A 23,982-nucleotide genomic window follows, 5' to 3' on the forward strand; every position below is an offset into this window, starting at 1 on the left:
TGTTTCAACTTATTCCGCAGTACAACCTGCCCTGCAACCGGTATAATCGCCGCTGCGACTAAACGCGTTTGTTAGTTCAATATGTAACTGTATGCGTGGCATCTGTACTGTTTTTAAATTTTGTTTTGCGTTGCAAAGATGAAAATAATTTCCCGTTGTTTCCAAATTTGTAGGCAGGTTTTTTTATTATTTCTTTGCCAGGCTATTTCGGTACCTTCCTGAAATGCCCGTCTGTAGGGCATTTCAGGCCGCTTATAGCTGGCTTAAATGAGGCGAAATTAATATATGGGCAAATGCCATAAAATAAGGTTACCTTCATGCATATATTTGCGCCATCCCTGTTGCCGACCTACGCTGTCATCACTGTTTGCATCAGAAAGGTTCTTATCTATAAAACGACCTCAGCTAATTTTTCACTCATAAAACCAGCAACATGAGAAGTGCAGGAAGGCCACCAGTTACACCAGTGCAATTGAAGAACGGATTCTACATAGAAGTTTGTGATAAAGGGACCAATAAAGGAATGAAGATCTGGAATGCTACAGAAAAAGCCATGCATGATGCCGCGCAGCTTTATGCCGGTCACAAAAACGTGATTATCCTCGGAGAATTCAAAGAAGGCGCCTTTAAAACAAGTCCGCACACGCGTAAGTAAACAGGTTTACCAACCGGGAAAAATAACTGTCTGTATTCGTTTGCCGGCCGGCTAACCGGGCTACACTTTATTTACTGTCAATAAAGAAAACGACTTTATGGCGGTAACTCATCAAATATTCTTACTACATGTCAAAGCCCATCAAAGTTTTATTCGTAACCACATCACATGATACATTGGGTGAAACCACCGAAAAGACAGGTTTGTGGCTGGATGAGCTGGCTGCTCCTTATTTTATTTTCAAAGAAGCAGGAGCGCATATTGTCATTGCTTCACCCAAAGGAGGGCCTGTGCCCATTGATCCCAAAAGTGAGTCTATTATTTCGGTAACCCGCAACTCGAAACGTTTCAGGAACGATATAGAAGCCATGAACCATTTATCACGCTCTTTACCGCTGCGCGACATCCGGGAAGAGAATTTTGATGTACTGTTTGTGGCAGGTGGCCACGGCGCTATGTGGGACCTCGCCGCCAATCCATTACTGAAACAGTTGCTGGATAATTTCCTCACCAAAGGCAAACCGGTAGGGGCAGTTTGCCATGGAGTAGCAGCCCTGCTGCCTTTGCAGGATGCCAGCGGCCAGCCCTGGGTAAAAGGAAAACAGGTAACTGCGTTCAGCAACAGTGAGGAAGAGTCGGCAGGTATGACCAAATTGCTTCCCTTCTTACTGGAAACCCAACTGACTTCCCTGGGAGCAGCATATTCCAAAGGAACAAACTATACGAAATACGTGGCGACTGAGGGTAACCTGGTAACCGGCCAGAATCCGGCTTCTGCTGAGGAAGCTGCGAAAATGACACTGGGCCTGATAAGACCTACCTACAGTACCATAAAGAAATAAGCTGTTATTTACAGCGATTTCCGTACGATCATACGGAAAGGATTTTTCACCTGTTTCGCTTCTTTGTTGAGCAACATCAGGGCGGCCGTTTTACCCATCGCTTCGAAATCGGTGGTGATCACCGTAATCTCCAGTAATTCTTTTAATACGGTTTCATTAAAGGAAATAATGCCCACATTCTTCCCTGGTTGCAGGTTGGCGTCCTTCGATTTCTTGATCAGTTGCGCCAGGTCCGATTCTGCCGTAACAATATAGGCAGTGCCGGCCTGTGGCAGTTCTTTATCCAGACTGGAAATAACAGCAAATGTTTTCTGGTGCTTCAGGCAAAACTCAAAGCAGCCTTCTATAATGTCCCGCGGGTGATTGCTCTGGAAGGGGAATACAATAATGAGGCGGTTGTATTTTTTCAGCAGCTTCACCGATGACTCCAGCACATCATGAATGTCTTTTTTGAAGTCCTGGTATACCGACATATGGCTTTTGCCCAGTTCCGGTACATTTTTATCCAGCATCATTAGTTGGGAGGCCGGGATCGTCTTTAGTACTTTCAGGTATTGCTTCTTACTCGTTTTGTGGAAGAAATGGGGCATGATCACATAGTAATGGTATTTGCCCATATTGGCTTCCAGTATCTCTTCCAGCCTGCGTACATCATAGTGGTGCACCTGCAGGTCTACCACCGCTTTGTCCTGCAGGGTATCAATAAAACTGTAATACGTTATTTTCTTATAGGAGCTGAGCTTGTTGAAGATGAGCAGTATTTTCAGCTTTTTATCTTTACGGCCTACTACATAGTACCCCTTCGCCGGCACGGCATATACATATCCTTCCTCGATCAGTTCACGGTAAGCTTTTTCTACGGTATCGCGCCCATAGTGGTAAGTTTTGCTGAAATCATTGATGCTGGGCAGCTTGCTGTGTGGTTTGAGGCCGCCATTGTCGATGGCCATGGATACAGCATGCACAATCTGTTTGATCTTACTGGGTATATGGTGGACATTTACACTGAAAGGCTTCATCGCAATCATTTAGATGCAATAAATATAATTCACCTGACAGAAACAAATGCAAAAAGCTATTTCAGCACATCAAAATCCACTACCCGGCGCAGGTATTTTTTATCCTGGATCACCCAGGTATATTCATTGCCCTTATAGGAAGTGTTGAGCAGGTAGATGTAAATAGAGCGTCCATCCTTGGAAAGAAAAACCCCGTTGCGGGTTCTGGAAGTACCACCTTTATCCTGGTAGGAAAAGCTGGGCTCATACAGGTCAAAATAGGCAGTAGAGGGAATGGCTACTGTATCCTTGCCGATCACTACCGTGATGGATGCAATGGTAGTACGGGGCATTTCGCCATAATTGCCATAATAGGGCTTGCCATCGATCTTCACCACATGCTTTTCTTCCAGCATGATCTTGTGTTTGGCAGGATCAAACACGCCGGTTTTGATGGTCACCTGCAACTGGTCGTTGGCCCAGGTCATATAATCGGCGCCATATGATTTTACAGGCACTGATTGCAGGGGCAGCTTGCTGATGCTTTCGTCAATACCGGCCATGAGGAAAGTGGCCAGGTCGGCCCGGACATCCTTTTGGGATACTTTCACAAAATTGTCTTTTTTATTGCGGAAGTCGCGGAACTCTTCGTCCTGCGCCAGGCAGATGGTCGTGCAAAGCAATAATACCGGAAGGATAATACGCATGATTCGGAAGTTTGGATAATGGCTACGAATTTAATACGTAGTGTTCACTCCGGCAAGATGCATGTTATTGTGTGAAAGGCATGTTAAAAGCGTTTCGGGTTCCGCGTTTTGAGTTTCGGGTTCTTCAGGTGTAACAGGATGAGCAATAGCTGTCCTGCTGTGAGTGCAGGCAAAGCAAAAATACCTGCCAGTTAAAGAACCAGCAGGTATTTCAAAGCGCGGAGCAACCCAAAACCCGAAACTCCAAACCCGAAACTGGCTACGGTTCCGTAGCGCCATTCAAAATCCACGGCAGATTGAACTTGTGGAACTCAATAGAACGGTGGCTGGTGGCATTGTTGCTCACATCTTCATTGATCTCGATCAGTGCGCCAACGGCATAGTCGGCTGTTTTGGCCATGCTGGAATAGCCGCCCTTGCCCTGGTCGCAGGTCTCTTCATCGGTAAGCCAGTCGTGCGTTCTGCGGCTGATGGGCCAGGTAACGCCTTCATCATAGCTGATGCGGATGCGCATCTTGCACCTTCTTTCCGAGCTGGCGGGGTTCAGGAACATAATGCGGCTGGGCTCGCCGGTATAGCGCAGTACCGAGCCTTCGCAGCGGGGATCGAGCAGGGTGTTGTGGGGCGCGAAAGCGCTCCAGGTGCCGCCGATCGTGCCGGTAGAGAGCCAGCGCCGCTTGGCTGTTTCAAACTGGGCGGTGCCGGGCCGGTCATTGCGCATCAGTTTGCCATCGATCAGCTCAATGATCGTGGGTTCGCCGGAGCCGTTGGGCACCAACTGGTAGTGCCAGGTGGCGCCATGGTCGTCGCTGTAAATGTTGCGCCGGTTGGCGGGAATGATCAGCCGGCCGGGATGGTCAATACTGGTTTGCAGGCCCACACCGGGACCCATGGCATCCCAGGTAAAGCCGGGCGGCAGGAGGGAGCTGGTCTTGTCAACCGGGGTAGCCCAGGTAACGCCGTCGTCATCACTCCAGGACACATACACTTTCCGCTCGCCCCATTCGTCAATGGGTTCATAGCCATCGGTACCGCCCTGGTTCACAGTGCCGGAGTTCCAGGACATCCACAGCCATACCCGCCCGGTATTGCGGTCTACCACAGCCGTAGGATTACCCCAGGTGCCGGGGCCTACGCCTACTACTTCCTGCAGCGCCCCCCAGGTAGAGCCGTGGTTGGTGGAGCGCTTGTACACCAGGTTGATATTGCCGTAATCCCTGTTGTCGCTCATGCGGCCTTCGGCAAAAGCGAGGAGGGTGCCGCTGTTACAGCGTACGATGGAGGGGATGCGGTAGGAGTGATAACCTTCTGAGCCGCCGTTGAACAGGACCATGGTGTTGTGATAGGGGGCGGCGGCTTCAGTGGCCAGCTCATTGTCCGTGGGTGGAGCAGGTGTGTCGGTTGGGGTAGCCGGGGTCACATTGCGTTTACAGGATACAGCGCCGGTAAGGAGTAATAGTAGGGCAGAGGCATATAATAGCCTCTTGCAAAAGAACTTCTTTTCCATAGACAAGTCGGTTTTAGTGATTTTATGTTGTTATGTAATACATAATCAAAATAGGGATTCTTTTTGGGAATGCCAAATTGAAGTAGGTGATGGGGTGGAAAGGGATGGGCTGACAGAGGGCGGGTGGCAGGAGGAAGCGGAAGGATGCCCGGAAAATGGAGGGGAATGGGAGAGGAATGCGTTGAGATAGCAGGCAGATAGTACGCAGATAGTACGGGGAATGCCCTGGAAAGCGCACTGGAATGCTCTAAATAGGGCTATTGCTGTAGAGTGCCAGTGCAAGGTTTGGGCAATACGTCGGCCATGTCCTGAACAGGCGCAGGCCTTTCGCTGACCATTCCCGGGCAACCGGGTATTCCTGATAGCCGTCCCATAGTAGTCCCCTGGTAATCCCATAGACGCTCCATGGTCCTCCCATAGTAGAGGTAAGGGACAAGTAAGCCAGTAGTAAGGGAGTAGTAAGGCAATAGTAAGGCGACAGGGGTCAAATGCAGGTGGGACGGGGATTTGTATTGTTTTGGATTGGCAAACCCAGTCCCCGCAAGGGTTTGATCGAAAAGAAGATTTCAAAAATAATACGCCTGGTCATATAACAAACGGATAGATCAGTGTTTATACAATTTACCCAAAAAGCCTTTCGAAGCCAAAATTAGCTTTCAAGATCCTCTCAAAACTTGCTGTAAGCGCCAATTCAAATAGGCTTCTGTATGCTGAATTCTGTATACTGTATTCTGGATTCTGAATTCTGTATTCTTTCCTACAGGTGCTCCAGGTGCGGCAGCAAATGCTGGCGCATGGCGTTGGGGAATTCTTCGGGTTTATTGCCGTAAAGGATGCGTACCAGGTCGGCATGGGTGACGGAGCCTACGGAAGTGTGCTCCAGTTTGGACTCATATTCCACCACGTATTCGAATACGGGCATCAGGATCGTCTGAAAACGTTTTAAGGTCTCATTCCCGGCCATTTCGTAGAGGGTGGAGTGGAAGTCCACCTCGCAGCGGATCCGCTCAATAGAGGTGCTCGCACGGCGTTCCCGCTCCACGATGGCATCGAGCTGTTGCAACTGTTCGGGGGTCTTGCGGCGGAAAAGCAGGTCGCCCAGGCCTATTTCCAGTACAATGCGCAGTTCAAAAAGCTCCTTGCGCACGTTCATATCCAGCATGTTAGGGTGCAGGATCCGCTCCAGGCCCTTCATCACGTCGGGCTGGGTAAGGATCATACCCCGCTTTTTCTTCGATTCGATCATTCCCAGCATGCGCAGGCGGCTCAAAGCCTCCCGTACCACGTTGCGGCTCACGCCCAGCGCTTCCGCGATCTCCATTTCCTTGGGAATGGCATCGCCCGGCCGGATGGACCGCCGGATGATGTAATCACGTAACTGGGTCTCCACCTGGTCGGCCATGGTGATAGAGGCTATAGGCTTCAGTTTAAATAGTTCCTGCTCGGTCTTCATAACAGCAAATGTAGTAAAGAGTGTTGATATGTAATACTTAATAAACGGTTTTATTCGGGTGCGGACCATCAGCAGCTGGTTGCTGTAACGCGCTGTTTTTGACTCCTTCTATTCATAATTACCTATTGATCAGCAGACTGGCCACACATTAAAATTTTAGTCAAAAAGTTGGCTGCATAAAGGAAGTCCCTATATTTGTATTATGTAGTACATAATTATCTGCAAACAAGCTAACGCAAGCCATTATGAAAAAACTGATCTTCTGCCTCCCGCTGCTGGGCTGTTGGTTACTGCTTTCTTTGTGTGTGACCGCCCAGGACACTGAACTGGTGGTTTCCGGAACCGTTACCAGGTCGGCTGCCAACGAAAAATTGTCCAATGTGACCGTCACACTCAAAGGTACCTCGCTGGCGGCCGTTACCGGCGCCGGCGGACAATATTCCTTAAAAGTAAATGATCCGAAGGGCATTCTGGTATTTACCTACGTAGGATTGCAGTCCCGCGAAGTACCCATCGAAGGCCGCAGCCGGATAGATGTGGCGCTGGAGCCCGACAATGCAGCGCTCACCGATGTGGTGATCGTAGGGTATGCCCAGCAATCCAAAACGAGGATCACGGCTGCCGTATCGAAACTGAACCCCGAAGAACTGAAAAATACCGCCAACCCTAATCCTGTACAGGCTATACAGGGAAAAATAGCCGGTGTATCCGTACCCATTTCTTCCGGCCAGCCCGGCGCCGGCGCTATTAATATCATTATCCGCGGCAGTACCAAACTGAATGCTTACGGCAGTGGCTTGGGCAATAGCAATGGCAGTCAGATAGGCAGCTCCGATGCCAATGTAGGCCCGCTCATTGTAGTGGATGGCATATTCCGGTCATCCATCAATGATATCAATCCCGATAATATAGAATCATTCCAGGTCATGAAAGATGCCGCCTCCACCGCCATCTATGGCGCGCGCGGCGCGAATGGGGTGATCGTGATCAAAACAAGGGGCGGTAAGTTCAACAGCAAGATGAACCTTACGCTCAACCACCGCACCACCTGGGAAACGCCTGCCCGCAGTTATAAATACATTGGCGCCACCGATTACCTCCGGCTGGCCCGCACAACGGTGAAGAATACCTTCGATGGCCTGGATAAGAACAACCTGCTGAACAATGGCGGTTTCTCTGCCGGCACCCGGGTATATACCGCCAAAGGCCAATACGGCAGGAACATTAACCTCACAGCGCTGTATGATAATATTGTGGCCATAGAAGGGCAGGCCTATGTAGACAACCTGCTGGCCAAAGGCTGGAAAACGATGGACGACCCGATCAACCCGGGCACCAAGCTGTTGTATGCCGACAATAACTACCAGGATATGCTGTGGGTAACCGGGCTTACCCAAAATTACAATGCTTCGATTGATGGAGGCAGTGAGAAAGCCAGTTACAACGTGTCGGCAGGCTATACCGATCAGAAGGGTACGTTTGTAGGCACCCGCTACAGGCGCTATGACGTATTGGGCAATTTCAACTTCAAAGCGGCTGATAATTTCAGGATAGACGCCATGATCAATTATCAGAACGTACTGCCCAACTTTGTGGATGCTTACCAGAATGAACTGGTACGTGGTACCCGCGTTACCCCGCTGATACGTATTTATAAAGATGATGGCAATCCTACGCCCGGTGAATTATATACGGTGCGCAACCGCTTCCATACTTTGAAGTATGATGATTTCCGCGTATCCACAGAAAGGCTGATTGCCCGCGTAGGCGGCGACCTTACGATCATCAAAGGCCTGCATTGGCGGCCGTCATTTTCCTACCAGATGCAGGATTACCGCGAGCTGTTCATGCGCAAGGGTACGCCTGCCGATGAGATACAGCCTTCTACCCAACGGCAGAAGAATGAATACACGGAGAATATGCGCGACCTGATGACCGACCAGATATTGCAGTATGATTTCGATATCAATGGCGACCATGACTTCATGGTACTGGGTGGCTTTAACTACCGCCGGGTTACCTACAATGCCATCAGCATTGGTTCACAACGGGCCAATAATGATTACATCTATACCATTAATGAACCTACCACTGCTATTGTGAATGGGGTGATCACTTCCAACGTGACCAATTTCTCCACCAGCTTACGCGAAGAGCGCTCTGCGAGCTTCTTTGGTCAGTTTACCTATGATTACCAGAAAAAGTATTTACTGGGTGGCAGTTTGCGGTATGACGGCTTTTCCAACTTTGCACCGGGTAACCGCTATGCCCTGTTCCCCTCTATCTCTGCCGGCTGGAATATCCACAAGGAAGATTTCTGGAATATAAAAGCGATCAGCAAGCTGAAGTTACGCGCCAGTTGGGGTGGCAGTGGCTTGAGCGACCTGAGCATCACGGATACCTATGGTGGTTATGGCGCCACACAATATGCCAACGCAGCAGGCGTGTTGCGCAACAATCTTTCCAATCCAAACCTGGTATGGGAAACGACCCAGACCACCGACCTGGCCCTCGATGCAGAATTCTTTAAAGACCGTATTAGTCTGACCATTGATTTTTACAATAAGCTTACCAAGGACAGGCTGGCCGTGAAACCCCTGCCTTCAGAAGCGCCTTTCCCTTCTGTAGCCTTCAACAATGGTGTGTTGCAGAACAAGGGCGTGGAGATAGAACTGGGCGGTATCATCATTGATAAGAAAGACTTCATCTGGAGAAGCTACCTCTCTTTTGCCTATAACCGCACCGTGGTAAAAGAATTGCCCGACAATGGCAGGGTGAGGAACCGCCAGGGTGGAGATGTGGTCTATGATCCCACTGCCAAACAACTGGTAGAAGCCGGTGGCATTGCAGAAGGTGAGCGCCCCTTTGCCCTGTATGCCTATAAGGTATTGGGCGTATTTGCCACCGAAGCAGAAGCCGCTGCCTGGAATGCTAAAACCAAAGATAACCTCGCCTCTCCCTCAGGACAAACGGTAAAGAAACATGCCGGCGACTTCATCTTCGCCGATGTCAATGGCGATGGCATTATTGATACGAAAGACCAGGTGTTCATGGGCTACCGCACACCTGATAAGATCGGCGGTATGCAGAATATCCTTTATTATAAAGGCATCACGTTACGTTTTACGGTAGACTACGCCCTGGGCCACCTCATCAGCAATGGCGCACTGGCCCGTTCACTGGGGCAGGGCAGGGCCTTCAATGAAGGCGCTCCTTCCGAGGCGCTGGGCTCCGACATCTGGCAGAAAGAAGGGGATGCAGGCAAAAAATATGCACGCTTCTCTTTTGCTGACTTTGACTTTGGCCAGCGCAATTACCTGCGGGGCGCCACCCTTGGTGTGAATCAATCCTATAGTTCTGATGTATCGGTCATGATCGGGAAAGGGGATTTCCTCGCTTTCCGCGAGATCGGTATTGCTTATGACCTCCCCAGGAACTTACTGAAAAAGGTACATGCCACCGGCGTCAATGTATTTGCCAGCGTGTACAACCTCGGTTATATCACCAAATACAAAGGACAGAACCCCGAGAGCTATACAGGCTTTGACCCGGGCGGTTATCCCAGGCCAAGGCAGTTCTCTTTGGGCGCTACGGTCAGGTTTTAGGTCTTGAGGCAACGAGATGGTCATTGACTACCCTATCCACATTCAAAAACAGCAATAACGAGCATATGAAAAATATAATATTCACCTGTATAGTAACGCTGAGCTTGCTGGCGCTCGCAGGTTGTGAAAAATTACTGGAAGTAGATCCGGAGTCCAGTATTACAGAAGATACCTATTTTCAGAACGAAGGCGATTTTGAACCCTATGTAACCGGTATCTATATCTACATGCGCAGCTTTGCCAATAACATTACTTATGGTACGGAGCGAAGTGAAGAGCTGGTATCTGCGCTTAACTCACGCTTTGGCGTGGCCTGGCAACATAACCTCAGCCCTTCCAGTGGCGCCCTGAATTATAACGACTGGTACCGGGGTATCGGCCATTGCAACCTGTTGCTGGAAAAGATCAAAGATTTTGATTTCCCCAACAGTCCGGATACCAGGAAGCGTATTATAGCAGAAACCTATTGCCTGCGCGCTTATATGTATTTTCACCTTACCCGCATCATTGGCAAGGCGCCCCTGATGCTGCAGGCAGTGCTGGAAGATAAAGATATACCCTTGCTGGAACGTTCACCGGCCACGGAAGTAATGGCTCGTATCTATACGGATCTCGACTCTGCGATCAGCCTGTATAAATCCATGAGCAACTTCAATGTGAAGACCTATCCTTCTAAATACCGTTTTTCTTATGGCGCCGCCCAGGCCCTGAAGGCAGATGCCTGTATGTGGGATGGAAAAGTACTGGAAACCGGCAACGTTGCTTTTGAAAGTGCTATTACTGCCATTAATGAAGTAGAGGCCTCCGGCGTAAGCCTCAATACCGATTTTAAAAATGTAACCGGCTTACGGGGTAGCAGCAATCCGGAAGTGATCATCGCTGCCTATTTCCTGCGCGATGAATCGGGCGCCAATTATGGACTGAATGCACTGCCTTACCTCACCGGTGTGCAGGGTGCGTTGAACTTGGACAGCATACCTTATGCAAATGTTTCCGGCAACGGGCAGGGCGCTTACCAGATCAGCACCAAATCAAGGGCGCTCTTCAATGCCTGGCCCGACGACAAGCGCAAGCCTTTTACCTGGGTAACAGAACGGCAAAACTCCGGCAACAAGATTTCCTGGATCACCAAGTATCCCGGCACCAAATATCCCGATGACCGGATCTCTGATAATGATATCATTGTTTACCGCCTGGCCGATATCTATCTCCTGAAGGCAGAAGCGTATGCCGCCCTCGACAATACTACGGATGCCATCACCTACCTGAATAAGGTAAGGGTGCGTACCGGCAATGGCGATTATACCGGCGCTACGGATAAGGCAAGCGTGGAAAAGGAGATACTGGATGAAAGAGGCCGTGAATTGTTTTTTGAGAATAAGCGCTGGTACGACCTGGTGCGTTTTCACAAAGGAGGTACTATTGATGTGTACACCTATGTACCCAACCTGACAGGCAAGACCACCCCTTTATTCTGGCCGCTGAATACCACGGTGATGGCCAATAACCCCAAACTATTGCAAACCGACGGGTATCAATAGTAAACCATATAACCCCGCATAACTGACCGCTATGACCTACAAAACCCTTTCTCTTTATTCCGTCCTGCTGGCCATGCTTGTTGTATGCAGCATGTCCGGTTATACACAGGACCGTATTTTGCAGGTAACCGGTAAGGTTACCGATGAACTGGACAAAGGCCTGGCCGGTACCAGCGTAAAAATTACCGGTACCAAAATTACTACTGTTACGGGTAATGATGGGTCTTACCGCATCATGGTAAGTCCTACCGACTCGCTGGAGTTTTCCTTCACCGGTTATAAAACAGAAGTATTTGCTGTGCGCAACCGGGTAGACCTGAACGTGCGGCTGACGCCGGTGGCCGGCGGCCTCAACGAGGTAACGGTGATCGGCTATGGCCAGCAGAAAAAAGTAAGCGTGATCGGCGCGCAATCCACCGTAACGCCGGAAGACCTGAAGCTGCCTGCCCGCGATATCGCCGGTATGCTGGCAGGTCGTATTGCCGGTATCATTACCACCTCAAGAGGTGGCGGCCCCGGCCAGGACAATGCCGGGGTACTGGTACGCGGCGTGGCTACTTTTGGCACCAGTACCCGTACGCCCCTGATCATTATTGACGGGGTGCCCGACAGAAGTTTTAATGATGTGGATCCCGAAGACATTCAAAACTTCACAGTACTGAAAGATGCGGCTTCTACAGCAGTGTATGGTACCCGCGGCGCCAATGGGGTTATCCTCATCAATACCAAAAGAGGCGTGGCCGGCAAGCCTGCCATTAACGTGGAAGTGAACCAGGGCCTCACCCAATTTGTGCAGGTGCCTAAACTGCTGGATGCGCCAACCTGGATGGAAACATACAATGAAGCACTGAAGACAAGAGGCAGGGACGCTTTCTATTCGGATGAAAGAATTGCCTTGCACCGTAGCGGCAAAGATACCGACCTCTATCCCAATACCGACTGGTATAAAGAACTGTTCCGCGATTTCGGTCTCACGCAAAGGGCCAATGTCAATATCAGCGGTGGTTCTGAAAAAGCCAATTACTATATCTCTGCCGGCTACTATGGCGAAACAGGATTGCTTAAATCGAAACCCGAAAGAAGCTATGACACCAAGACCTACTATCGCCGGTATAATTTCACGGCCAATATCGGTGTAAGTATTACCAATACGACGAAGCTGGACCTGGGTATTGCTACTATTATTGATCAGCGCAACGGACCTTATGATGGCTCCAATAACCCGCAAAACGGCGCGTTTGAACAATCGCTCAGAGTGCCTTCGCATATCATTCCTGCCCGGTACTCCAATGGGGATTGGCCTGCCACACCCGATGGACGCAGCAGCCCAGCCCGTATTGTTTTTGGTATCGGCTCGGGCAATGAGTATTCTGCCACCCTGCGGCCCAATATTCGTGTGAAGCAGGAGCTCAGCGCACTCACCAAAGGACTGTCTGTTTCCGGGCTATTCTCCTTCGACGTATATACGGATGCCCTGGTGGCCACCCAGCATGCTTCTCCCACCTTCTATGCAGAAGGCAGGGATGCTGACGACAAGCTGATCACCCGCCAGGTAAATACCAGCAATGATATTCTCTCCTTTGCTTCTGCACGTAGCACCAACCGGCGTATGTATACGGAAGCTTCGCTGAACTATCAACGTACTTTTGGGGTGCATGAAGTGGGGGGCCTGTTCCTGTTCAACCAGTCGGAATATGTGGATGGCAATGCCAGCACCTTTACTACGGCGGTGCCTTTCCGCAACAGGGGCATTACAGGTCGCGCCACATATGGTTATGATGGCCGCTACTTTGGAGAGGTGAACTTTGGTTATACCGGTTCTGAGAACTTCAGTCCCGATAAACGCTTTGGTTTCTTCCCCTCCTTTGGGGTAGGCTGGCTGGTGTCCAATGAAAAATTCTTTGAACCCGTAGCCGACATATTATCCTATTTCAAACTAAGGTATAGCTATGGTTTAACAGGTAATGGTGGTTTTAATACCCGCTTCCTGTACCTGAGCCAGTTGACCAAGGCCAGCAATGTATACCAGTTTGGTATTCCTGCTTCCTTATCACCTTCTTATAGTGGCTATACCGAATCACAGATCGCTACCGACCCTACCTGGGAAACCTCTTACCGGCATAACCTGGGTGTTGAAATGAACTTCCTGCACAATGACCTGAAGATGGTATTGGAGTTATTTCGTGAAATGCGGAGGGGCATTTTAAGGGCCGATCAAACCATTCCGTTAACATCGGGCTTTGGCGGTGTAAACCCCACCCGCAATATTGGTATCGTACTGAATAAAGGTATTGACCTTACCCTCTCTTATAACCGTTCATTCGGCAAGAGCCAGTGGATCAATATCACCGGCACGTTTACCTATAACAACAATACCAACCTGGAAGATGGGTTACCGCCCCAGCCTTATCCCTGGATGCAGTGGAGAGGAAAAGAGGTGGACGCCAAAGAACTGTACACTTCCCTCGGCTTATTCAAAGATCAACTGGATATTGATACGTCTGCCGAACAAAGTGGCGATATCAGGCCCGGCGATATCAAGTATAAAGACCTCAACGGCGATGGCGTGATCAATAATTTTGATGTATCGCGCGTCAATGTATCCGGCACACCCAAGATGATGTATGGTATCAATCTTTCTTTCGGGTACAAAGGTTTTGATATCGGCGCCTTTATACAAGGCACCGGCAAAGTATGGTTGTTGTATGGCAGTGGTGATGGTACCTATCCCTTCGCGAGTGGCGCCAACAGTCCCAACCTCTATGCCATTATTAAAGACCGCTGGACGGAAGAGAACCCCAACCCCAATGCTTTTTATCCACGTCTTACCAGCAACCAGGACATCAATTCCAACTTCCTGGTGAGTGACTGGTGGCTGAAGCGGGCAGATTTTATCCGCCTGAAGAGTGCAGAGTTTGGTTATACGCTGCCGGTAGCCAGGGTAAAAAAGATGGGCATTAAGAACATACGCATATATGTGAATGGCACCAATTTGCTCACCATTTCAAAATGGAAGCACTGGGACCCTGAGCTGAACGATACCGGCACCAGCTCTACGACCATCACACGCGGCGGATTCTATCCCAATATCAAAGCATACAACTTTGGTGTAAGGGTAACCTTTTAATGATCACATTTAGAACTATCACAATGAAAAAAACAAATCTATATACTACTTCCCTGTTATGCCTGTTGCTGGGTACTGCCACGGTATTGCCCACGGGATGTAAGAAAGGATATTTTGATGCAGTGCCGAAGGACCTGGTGGATGTGAATGCTATTTTCAAGAATAAAACAGAAACAGAGAATTGGCTGGCCGGCATCTACGGCAAGATGCTGGACCCCTGGGGCACATCGGCCAGCTCGGCCCGGTACTTTGCTGCCTGGTGCGAAGAGCTGGACCTGAATACACCAACCGCCCAGGCCACCAATGCGCTGAGCGGGGTAACGGCGGGGGTAAACATATGGACAGCCAACTACCAGGGTATCCGGCTGGCCAATATTTTTATGGCCAATGTAGAGAATCCGGAATCCAATATCCTGGATGAACCCAATGGCGCCGCACTGGTGCAGCAATACAAGGGTGAGGCCCGTTTCCTGCGCGCTTATTTCTACTGGACGCTGATGAAGTTATATGGCCCCGTAGTACTGGTAGGGGATAAGATCGGTGAGGTGGATGACAATTACCTGCAACCGCGGAATACCTGGACGGAGTGTATTGATTATGTGCTGTCGGAAATGGATGCCGCCAGGGAAATGGTGCCGGAAAGGCATATTGTAGCGGCTACGGGCGCGGACGATCTTACACAAACCGGCCGCATCAATAAACTGATCATTGATGCGGTGAAATCGCAGGTTACTTTATATGATGCAAGTCCGCTCTTCAATGGCAATACAGCCATGGCCAGCTTTCAGAACAAAGATGGCAAGGCCTTGATGAATACCAGCTATGATGCTGCCAAATGGGCCAGGGCCGCCGCAACTGCCAAAGAAGCCATTGAGCATGCTGCTTCCTATGGAAAGAAGATATTTAAAACTACTCCTGTCAATGCCGATCCGTTCATAGCGGCCTTCAATTCCCATCGCGACCTGTTCCTGACCGGCTGGGCCGATGAAGGCATCTGGATACGGACGGTTACAGGTTACCAGGCATGGGAAGTAGACGCGGCTCCACGGGCTGCCAATGGTACTACTACCAACTCCAACCTGACACCGCCGCAGGAGATGGTAGACCATTACCGGATGTATAATACCGGTAAGCGTATTGATGAGGCAGGCAGTGGTTATAACCCAACTGGTTTTACGGCTACCGCCAAAGCCGGATTCTATGTAGCGAACACATCCAATATGTATGTAGGCCGTGAGCCCCGTTTTTATAACGCCATTACCTTTAATGGCGCCACAGTTCCTTTTGTGGCCAGGTCCGGACAAACCCATGTGCAATTCTGGCCAACCGGTAATTCCGGCAATGGTGAGGGCAGCGAGATAAGATATCCAAGAACGGGATACCTGGTGCGCAAGAATACCAATCCGGCCAGGAACCTCTCCAACAATTCCGGTAACGTGGTGCGCCCGGCCATGTACATCCGGTTAGGAGAATTGTATTTAAATTATGCCGAGGCGTTGAATGAATCCAGTCCCGGTCATGAGGATGTGTTGACCTACCTGAATGCCATTCGTACAAGAGGTGGTCTGCGCGCTTTTCCTGCTGACTCTTTAAGCCAGGATCAACTGCGGGAGCATATCCACCAGGAGCGGTGTATTGAATTGGCCTATGAAGGTCACCGGTTCTATGATGTACGTCGCTGGAAAATAGCCAATGATCCCGAAGGCAGGCAGGGTGGTGAGTTCACCGGTATGAATGTGTTGGTAGGTACCAGCCTGAATGATCCGGCGTATTATGAAAGGGTCAGGTCTTCCACCCGGGCATGGGACGATCGGTTTTACTTTTTCCCCCTGCCGCAAAGTGAGCTGAACCGGAACACGAAAATGGTACAGCCGCCGGGGTATTGATGATGTAATGCTATGCTTAAAATAAATTCCGTGCTTAAGAAAATGATCTCTTGCTCCTTTCGCCTTCAAACCACTGTGGCCGTCATAATGTGCATGGTGCTTCCATGCATGTTATGGGCTGCAGGGACTGGAGAAGAATTGGTCATGACACAACGGCAATACCAGGTGCCTGTGCTGCTTAAAAAGAAGGACAATCCGGTGCTGCGTATCACGATCTATAATGCCGGACCGAAGGAATCCTTTACAGAAGGTTTTCAACTGAACCTGTCGGGTACTACAGATCTGAGAGATATCAAACGGATAAAACTGTATTACGCGGGTAAGGACTCTTCGTTCACCAACCTCAGCAACACTGGTAAGATGACGTTGTTGGACAGCAAAGATCGCCTTGGAACTGTTATGTGGATCGGTGATGACCAGGAATTGAGTATCGGACTAAATGTTTTCTGGGTATCGGTAGAGCTAAATGACAAAGCCGATCCTTTGCATAAGATATTTATTCGTACAGAAGCTTCCATGCAGAGACATCAACATCCGGTAAAGATACCGCGGACTGAAGTCGTGCCCTTGCGCATTGGTTATGCACTTCGTCAGCACAATGATGATAACGTACATACCTACCGCATACCCGGACTGGCCACTGCCAAAGACGGTTCCCTGCTGGCTGTGTATGATGTGCGCCGCGAAAGTGCGCGCGACCTGCAGGGCCATATTGATATCGGCATCAACCGTAGCACCGATGGCGGCAACACCTGGCTGCCCCTGCAGATTGTACTGGATAGGGGTACCTGGGGCGGACTGCCGGAGAAGTTCAACGGCGTATCCGACGCCTGCATATTGGTAGATAAGAACACCGGCCATATTTTCATTGCCGGCCTGTGGATGCATGGCGTATTGAATGCACAGGGCAAATGGATAGAAGGACTGAATGAAGACAGCACGGCCTGGAATCACCAGTGGCGCGATAAAGGATCACAACAGGGTTTTGAGGTGAAGCAGACCTCCCAGTTCCTGGTCGTTAAAAGTGAGGATAATGGCAAGACCTGGAGCCAACCGGTAAACCTTACCCGGATGTGCAAACAGGAAGACTGGTGGTTATGGGCCCCCGCACCCGGTGCCGGCATTACCTTACGGGATGGCACGCTGGTATTCCCCACCCAGGGACGCGAAAAAGGGAAAGCTTTTTCCAATATCACCTATAGTAAAGATGGGGGCAAGACCTGGACTACCAGCAAACCCGCTGTAAGTATCTCTACTACGGAGAATATGGCCGTGGAGCTGTCAGACGGTAGCATCATGTTGAACATGCGCTCCAACAAGAACAAGAATGATACCGGCAGCACCAATGGCCGCGCCATTGCCGTCACCAAAGACCTTGGTAATACCTGGATTGAGCATGCTACTTCCGGCGGTGCATTGCCCGAGCCTGTTTGCATGGCCAGCATTATCCGGCACGACTATGTGGAGAAAGGAAAAAAGAAATCGGTACTGTTGTTCTCCAATCCCGATTCCAAAACCGTGCGCCACCGTATGACGGTTAAAGTGAGCTATGATGACGGGAAGACCTGGAGCGCCACTAAAAAGATATTGCTGGATGAAGGAAAGAGCCGCGGCTATTCCTGTCTTACCAGTATTGATAACAATACCATCGGCATCCTGTACGAAAGCAGCATGGCCGATATGGTGTTTCAGAAAATAAGTTTGAAAGAACTACTATAGTTGAATTTCCCCGCAGTGTCTCCCGAAGAGCTTGTCCCGCTTTGCGGGAGGACGCTGCGGATCAAGAACAATAAAAGCATGCTTACAGCAAAGACACTGAAAGGCAACTGGGCCACCTTGTTACTGCCCATCAATAAAGATGACAGCATAGATTATACAAGGCTGGCAGCAGAGATGGATATTATGATAGATGCCATGCCCGATGGAATTTACTCCAATGGCACAGCCGGTGAATTGCACAATCAAACAGAAGAGGAGTTTGACAAAATACAGGCATTGCTGGCAGACAAATGTCATGCAGAGGCAGTGCCTTTCCAGGTAGGTGTCAGCCATCCTTCGCCGCTGGTATCCCTGCAACGGATACAAAGAATGGTGGCATTGAAGCCGGCTGCCTTCCAGGTGATCCTGCCCGATTGGGTGACCACCGGCGCCGGAGAGCAGGAAAGCTTTCTGCAAAAGATGGCAGCGGCAGCAGGAGATATCCCCCTGGTGCTGTACAATCCACCCCATGCCAAAATGGTACTGCAGCCGGCCGACTTCAACCGGTTACAGCAGGCCGTTCCTTCCTTCATCGGTGTTAAAGTAGCTGGTGGCGATGCTGCCTGGTACAAGGCCATGCGGCCGTATGCGGATACCCTCTCGATATTTGTGCCGGGTCATTTCCTGGCTACGGGTGTGCAGGAAGGAGTGGCGTCCGGCGCTTATTCCAATGTGGCCTGCATCAGTCCGAAGGGTGCGCAGTGGTGGTGGCAACTAATGCAAACTGATCTTGCCCGGGCACTGGATGTGCAGCAAAGGATCTTACAGTTCTTTGATAGTTGTATCGTACCTTATAAGCAGGCCGGTTATTCCAATCCGGCGCTGGATAAATTCTTAGCTGCTGTAGGCGGATGGGGCCCCGTTGGCACCCGCCTGCGCTGGCCCTATAAATGGATTCCGGAAGAAGAGGTGGCCAAAGCAAGTGTAGTGTGTAAGGAATTGTTACCTGAATTTTTTGAGTAGCGAGTGGCTAGTGGCTAGTGGGGCGTACTACTCGCCACTTACTACTAGCCCTTAAGAAGTATATTATGAAGTATATAGTCATATCTTTTTTATTAGTGGTCGGAGTTTACATCGGAAGTAGTTGCAAGACTGCAAAGGTATCTTCAGGAAGAGCAGTCCGAACAAGTATCGTATTCGAACCCGTGGCCGGTTCCTATGCCTCCATGCGTATTCCCGCCCTCGTGCTCACCAAACAGGGCACGCTGCTAGCCTTCTGTGAAGGAAGGGTAGGCACTGCCAGCGACTGGGCCGAAATGGATATGCTCATGCGCCGTAGCACAGATGGTGGTAAAACCTGGGAACCGATGGTGGTGATAGCGCCCCGCCAGGGAATGATGCCTACCAGTAATGCCACGCCCATTGTAGATGCCAATGGTACCATTCACCTGCTGTACCAGCGCGGCTATGCCAATGCGTACTATACAAAGTCGGCCGATGATGGTAAAACCTGGAGTCCGGCTGTTGACATCACCTACGCTTTTGAAGCCTTTAAGCCGGAATACAACTGGCAGGTATTGGCGCCGGGGCCGGGTCATTCCATTCAACTGATAAATGGCCGTTTACTGGTGCCGGTATGGATCTGTGATCCCGCGAAATTAACCCCGCATAAAAGCCACTATCCTTCCCGGGTAGCTACCATTTACAGTGATGATACCGGCAGGACCTGGAAGCGTGGGGCCATCCTGCCCGATACCGGGATTAAGAATCCAAGCGAAACCATGGCCGTACAACTGGAAGATGGCCGCGTGATGTTGAACATCCGCCATTCCGGTGATAGTCACCGCCGGGGAGTCAGTTATAGTCCGGATGGCATCAGCGGGTGGACGGTACCTGTGTTGGATACTGCGCTGTATGAGCCGGTATGCATGGCTTCCATCATCCGGGTCAATGATAAAGGCAGAAGCGCCTTGCTGTTCTCCAATCCCGATACCCGGCTGGCGCCCAAACCACCGCGCAAGAACCTGACGGTAAAGCTGAGCTATGATGATGGACAGAACTGGCCCATTCAGCAAGTCATTGATACCAGCTTTGCCGGTTATTCCGATCTGGCAGTGGATAAGGAGGGCACCGTCTATTGCCTGTATGAAACAAATACTGTAGGGCAGGGATGGAATTACAGCCTGGTGCTGAAGCGGTTTACGGTGGATTGGATAAAGAAGAGGAAGAAATAAGCATTCAACTGGATACAATTAAAGTATAAAATACAATAATCATGATGAAAATTGAAGGATTGATCGCAGCGACGTTCGGTGCGTTTCATGAAGATGGATCATTAAACCTTGCCCCGATCCCCGACCTTGTTGAAAAACTGATTAAGGATGGTGTAGCCGGTGTATTTATTTGTGGCACCAATGGTGAAGGCCCCAATCTTACCATTGAAGAACGCATGGCCGTAGCAGAAGCCTATGTAAAAGCCGTTAATAAACGCATCCTGGTGCTGGTGCATGTAGGACATACCTCCATTGCAGAATCCCGTAAGCTGGCTGCCCATGCTGCCAGTATAGGCGCCGATGCTATTTCGGCAGTGGCGGCGTTCTACTTTAAGCCGGGCTCTGTGCAAAACCTGGTGAACAGTATGGCGCAGATAGCTGCTGCAGCGCCTTCTTTGCCTTTCTACTATTACCATGTGCCCGCCCTCACCGGCGTAGGCATGGATATGATTGATTTCCTTCGCCTGAGTGAAGGAGTAATACCCAACCTGGCAGGTATCAAATACACAGCCGCTACCATTTTTGAATACCAGGCCTGCCTTAACTACAAGAATGGCAAATACAATATCCTGTATGGCTATGATGAAATGCTGTTGAGTGCATTGGCTGTAGGGGCCGGTGGCGCTATCGGCAGTACCTATACTTTTGCAGCGCCCTTGTATTTAAAGGTGATCGAATTGTTCCGGCAAGGCAATCAGCCGGCAGCGCAACAACTGCAACTGAAACTGGTGGAAATGGTGCGTTGCCTCCTGAAATATTCACCCATCCCGGCCCAGAAAGCCATTATGGAAATGCTGGGTTATTCACTGGGTCCCTGCCGTCTTCCCCTGGTAAGCCTTACCAAACAGGAAGCGGCAGCATTGAAAGTTTCCCTGCAGGAAGTGGGCTTCTTTGAAGAACTGGATAAACATTATGCGAAGAAATTAAGTGCTGTTGACGCTAAATAGAGAACAAATTAAAAGGCAAGTGGTAAGTGGCGAGTAACAAGTGACCTCCCACTAGCCATTCACCACTAGCCACTTGCTCTTTATTATATTATTCACGATTGACGATTGAGGATTCACGATATGAAATACAGCTTACACATCTTATGCTGCCTGCTGATGGTATGGCCCATGCGATCACCGGCGCAGGATAATCATCCGCACCCTTCCTTTCTGAACTGGAGCCAGTTGCCGGCATTGCCGGGCACGCCCGGCCTGGCAGGGTGTTTTGCCGGCGTATCCAATGGAACCTTACTGGTGGCAGGCGGCGCCAACTTTCCCGATGGCGGTACGCCGTGGACAGGTAGCGCCAAAGTATGGCATAATAAAGTCTATGCACTGGAAAGCCCCACCGGTCAATGGAAAGAAGCAGGCATGCTTCCCCGGTCATTGGGTTATGGTGTATCTGTTACCTGGCGCGATGGTCTTATCTGTATGGGCGGCAGTGATGTGGCCAGGCATTATGCAGATGTGTTTATGCTGCGCTATACCAATGGCCGCATTCAGACGGAGACCTTACCGGCATTGCCCCGGCCATTGGCCAATACCAGCGGTGTGCTCATAGGCGATGTGATTTACATAGCCGGTGGTACGGCAAGCCCAACTGCTACTGCTACGGAATCGGTGTGTTGGTCGCTCGATCTGTCTGCTCCTGAACAAAGCCGGCAATGGAAAACATTGCCTGCCTGGCCGGGACCTTCCCGCATGCTGGCGGTGGCCGGAGCGCTCGACGGCGCTTTCTACCTCATCAGCGGGGTAGAGCTGGTAAAAGGAAAGGAGGACTCCACGGCTCACCGGGTATTCCTGAAAGATGCTTATCGGTATAGCCCTGCCAAAGGATGGGTACGCATTGCTGATGTACCCGAGCCGGTGGCGGCAGCACCCAGTCCGGCCTTTACTACCGGGCAGTCGCACCTGCTCGTATTTGGCGGCGATCATGGGCAGTACTTTGAACAGAATGCTATCCTGAAAGAAAAACACCCCGGCTTTTCTGATAAAGTGTGGGGATATAATAACATTACCAATGCGTGGTCGGTAATGGATACTGTGTTGACCGCTAAGCAGCCCGATGCGGCGGCGCAACCCAATAACAGTGTATGGGCGCCGGTCACCACGCCTGCCGTGGTATGGAATGGCAGCCTGGTATTGCCTTCCGGCGAAGTGCGGCCGGCTGTAAGAACGCCCCGGGTGCTCATGGCGACCCCGGTACAGCCGCCGGGCGCTTTTAAATTGCTGGACTGGATCATTGTAGGCATCTACTTCCTGCTGGTGATCGGTATCAGTGTCATCGTTTCCCGTAAGATGGAAAGCTCCACCAGCGATTTCTTCCTCGGTGGTGGTAAGATACCCTGGTGGGCGGCGGGACTCAGTATCTTTGGTTCCAAGCTCAGCGCCCTCACCTTTATTGCCATCCCCGCCAAAGCCTATGCTACCGACTGGGTATACCTGCTGAATAATATCATGATTGTGGCCGTAGCGCCCCTGATCGTTTATTTCTACCTGCCGTATTTCCGGAAGATGCAGTTGACCAGTGTATATGAATACCTGCGCATCCGCTTTAACCAACGGGTGAAATTATTGGGCAGTCTTACGTTTGTACTGTTCCAGGTAAGCCGCCTGGGTATTGTTATTTACCTGCCTGCACTGGTATTGAGTGCCGTTACCGGTATCAACATCTTTGTGTGCATCATTGGTATCACCGTTATTACTACTGCTTACAGTGTATCGGGTGGGATAGAGGCCGTGGTGTGGACAGAGGTCATGCAGGTAGTGGTACTGTTGGGCGGTGCGCTCATGGCGCTCGTCTTTATGGCCAATTCCCTGCCGGGCGGCTTTGGGCAGTTGTTTACCGAAGCAGCGGAGAACAATAAATTCCGGATGGCCATTATGAAGGGCAATATCACGGAACCGGTATTGTGGGTGGTGCTGGTGGGTGGTTTCCTCACACAGTTGGTTACCTATTCATCAGACCAGGTAGTGGTGCAGCGCTACCTCACCACGCCTACCGAAAAGGAAGCCCGCAAATCTATTTATACTAATGCGCTGCTGGTGATCCCTGCATCACTCATCTTCTTCTGTGTAGGTACGGCCTTATGGGTATTCTTCAAACATAATCCTGCGGCGCTGAATCCACATGGACGTATTGATGATATATTCCCCTGGTATATTTCCAACCAGTTGCCTTCGGGGCTGGCCGGACTGGTCATTGCCGGCCTGTTTGCCGCCACTATGTCTACCATCAGTTCCAGTATGAATTCCATTGCTACGGTAGTCACTACCGACTTTTACCAATACCTGAAACCTGCCAGCACCGACCGGCAGCGGTTTGCCTTTGCACGCCGTACCACGGTGGTATTGGGAGGGCTTGGTTTCCTCATTGCCATCTACATGGTATACCTCAGCAATGCTTCTATATGGGATCAATACCTCAAGATCATTGGTCTGTTTGGCGGTTGCCTCGCGGGCATGTTTGTGGCCGGTATCTTCTTCCCACGTATCAACAGCATGGGTATCTTTATTGGTTTTATCATCAGTGCTATCTGTCTCTTCTTTGTACAGGCGGCCAATATCATCAGCTTTTTCCTCTACCCCGCGGTAGCGGTGCTGGTGTGCGTGCTGGTGGGATATGTGAGTAGTTTGATATGGAAGGAGAAGGCTGGAAGTCTGAGGCCTGAGGTCTGAAGCTGGAAGTCGGCAATTTAATTTG

The 23,982-nt window shown here is 50.3% G+C and carries 15 protein-coding genes; 11 read left to right on the plus strand and 4 right to left on the minus strand.

Features of this window, described 5'->3' with window-relative positions:
* Positions 1-433 precede the first annotated feature (433 nt).
* Positions 434-655, plus strand: coding sequence for a hypothetical protein (locus HB364_RS14435; RefSeq protein ID WP_167288789.1), 222 nt, complete (start codon positions 434-436; stop codon positions 653-655).
* Positions 656-783: 128 nt separating this feature from the next.
* The gene (locus HB364_RS14440; protein WP_208419956.1) at positions 784-1,497 is read left to right on the plus strand and encodes a type 1 glutamine amidotransferase domain-containing protein; all 714 of its coding nucleotides are present in this window, start codon (positions 784-786) and stop codon (positions 1,495-1,497) included.
* A gap of 8 nt (positions 1,498-1,505) precedes the next feature.
* On the opposite strand, the gene HB364_RS14445 is transcribed toward HB364_RS14440, so the two are convergent.
* The 4 genes from HB364_RS14445 to HB364_RS14460 all read right to left on the minus strand — a co-directional run bounded on the left by HB364_RS14445 (position 1,506) and on the right by HB364_RS14460 (position 6,162).
* A complete protein-coding gene (locus tag HB364_RS14445) occupies positions 1,506-2,516 on the minus strand; it encodes a GntR family transcriptional regulator (RefSeq protein ID WP_167288791.1) in 1,011 nt (336 codons plus the stop codon).
* 56 nt (positions 2,517-2,572) lie between these two features.
* A complete protein-coding gene (locus HB364_RS14450; protein ID WP_167288793.1) occupies positions 2,573-3,202 on the minus strand; it encodes a hypothetical protein in 630 nt (209 codons plus the stop codon).
* A gap of 259 nt (positions 3,203-3,461) precedes the next feature.
* On the minus strand, positions 3,462-4,709 hold the full coding sequence (locus HB364_RS14455; protein ID WP_167288795.1) for a sialidase family protein: 1,248 nt from the start codon (positions 4,707-4,709) through the stop codon (positions 3,462-3,464).
* A gap of 757 nt (positions 4,710-5,466) precedes the next feature.
* Entirely contained in the window at positions 5,467-6,162 is a 696-nt protein-coding gene (locus tag HB364_RS14460; RefSeq protein WP_167288797.1) for a FadR/GntR family transcriptional regulator, read from the minus strand.
* Between the two features lie 245 nt (positions 6,163-6,407).
* On the opposite strand from HB364_RS14460, the gene HB364_RS14465 reads away from it, so the two are divergent.
* The 9 genes from HB364_RS14465 (at position 6,408) to HB364_RS14505 (ending at position 23,957) form a co-directional block, all read left to right on the plus strand.
* On the plus strand, positions 6,408-9,767 hold the full coding sequence (locus HB364_RS14465) for a SusC/RagA family TonB-linked outer membrane protein (RefSeq protein WP_167288799.1): 3,360 nt from the start codon (positions 6,408-6,410) through the stop codon (positions 9,765-9,767).
* 65 nt (positions 9,768-9,832) lie between these two features.
* A complete protein-coding gene (locus HB364_RS14470) occupies positions 9,833-11,308 on the plus strand; it encodes a RagB/SusD family nutrient uptake outer membrane protein (RefSeq protein WP_167288801.1) in 1,476 nt (491 codons plus the stop codon).
* A gap of 31 nt (positions 11,309-11,339) precedes the next feature.
* A complete protein-coding gene (locus HB364_RS14475) occupies positions 11,340-14,435 on the plus strand; it encodes a SusC/RagA family TonB-linked outer membrane protein (RefSeq protein ID WP_167288803.1) in 3,096 nt (1,031 codons plus the stop codon).
* 308 nt (positions 14,436-14,743) lie between these two features.
* The gene (locus tag HB364_RS14480) at positions 14,744-16,321 is read left to right on the plus strand and encodes a RagB/SusD family nutrient uptake outer membrane protein (protein WP_394353238.1); all 1,578 of its coding nucleotides are present in this window, start codon (positions 14,744-14,746) and stop codon (positions 16,319-16,321) included.
* 144 nt (positions 16,322-16,465) lie between these two features.
* On the plus strand, positions 16,466-18,040 hold the full coding sequence (locus tag HB364_RS14485) for a sialidase family protein (protein ID WP_246228492.1): 1,575 nt from the start codon (positions 16,466-16,468) through the stop codon (positions 18,038-18,040).
* Positions 18,041-18,118: 78 nt separating this feature from the next.
* Positions 18,119-19,042: a dihydrodipicolinate synthase family protein gene (locus HB364_RS14490; protein WP_167288807.1), complete on the plus strand. Its 924-nt coding sequence runs from the start codon at positions 18,119-18,121 to the stop codon at positions 19,040-19,042.
* A 182-nt stretch (positions 19,043-19,224) separates the two neighbouring features.
* Positions 19,225-20,253, plus strand: a complete 1,029-nt coding sequence (locus HB364_RS14495; RefSeq protein ID WP_317170703.1) for a sialidase family protein — start codon at positions 19,225-19,227, stop codon at positions 20,251-20,253.
* A gap of 41 nt (positions 20,254-20,294) precedes the next feature.
* Positions 20,295-21,239 carry a dihydrodipicolinate synthase family protein gene (locus tag HB364_RS14500; RefSeq protein WP_167288811.1) on the plus strand — a complete coding sequence of 315 codons (945 nt, stop codon included), beginning with the start codon at positions 20,295-20,297 and terminating at the stop codon, positions 21,237-21,239.
* Positions 21,240-21,359: 120 nt separating this feature from the next.
* Positions 21,360-23,957 carry a sodium:solute symporter family transporter gene (locus HB364_RS14505; RefSeq protein ID WP_167288813.1) on the plus strand — a complete coding sequence of 866 codons (2,598 nt, stop codon included), beginning with the start codon at positions 21,360-21,362 and terminating at the stop codon, positions 23,955-23,957.
* The last annotated feature ends 25 nt before the right edge of the window (positions 23,958-23,982 follow it).

Source organism: Paraflavitalea devenefica (assembly GCF_011759375.1).
Lineage (GTDB): Bacteria > Bacteroidota > Bacteroidia > Chitinophagales > Chitinophagaceae > Paraflavitalea > Paraflavitalea devenefica.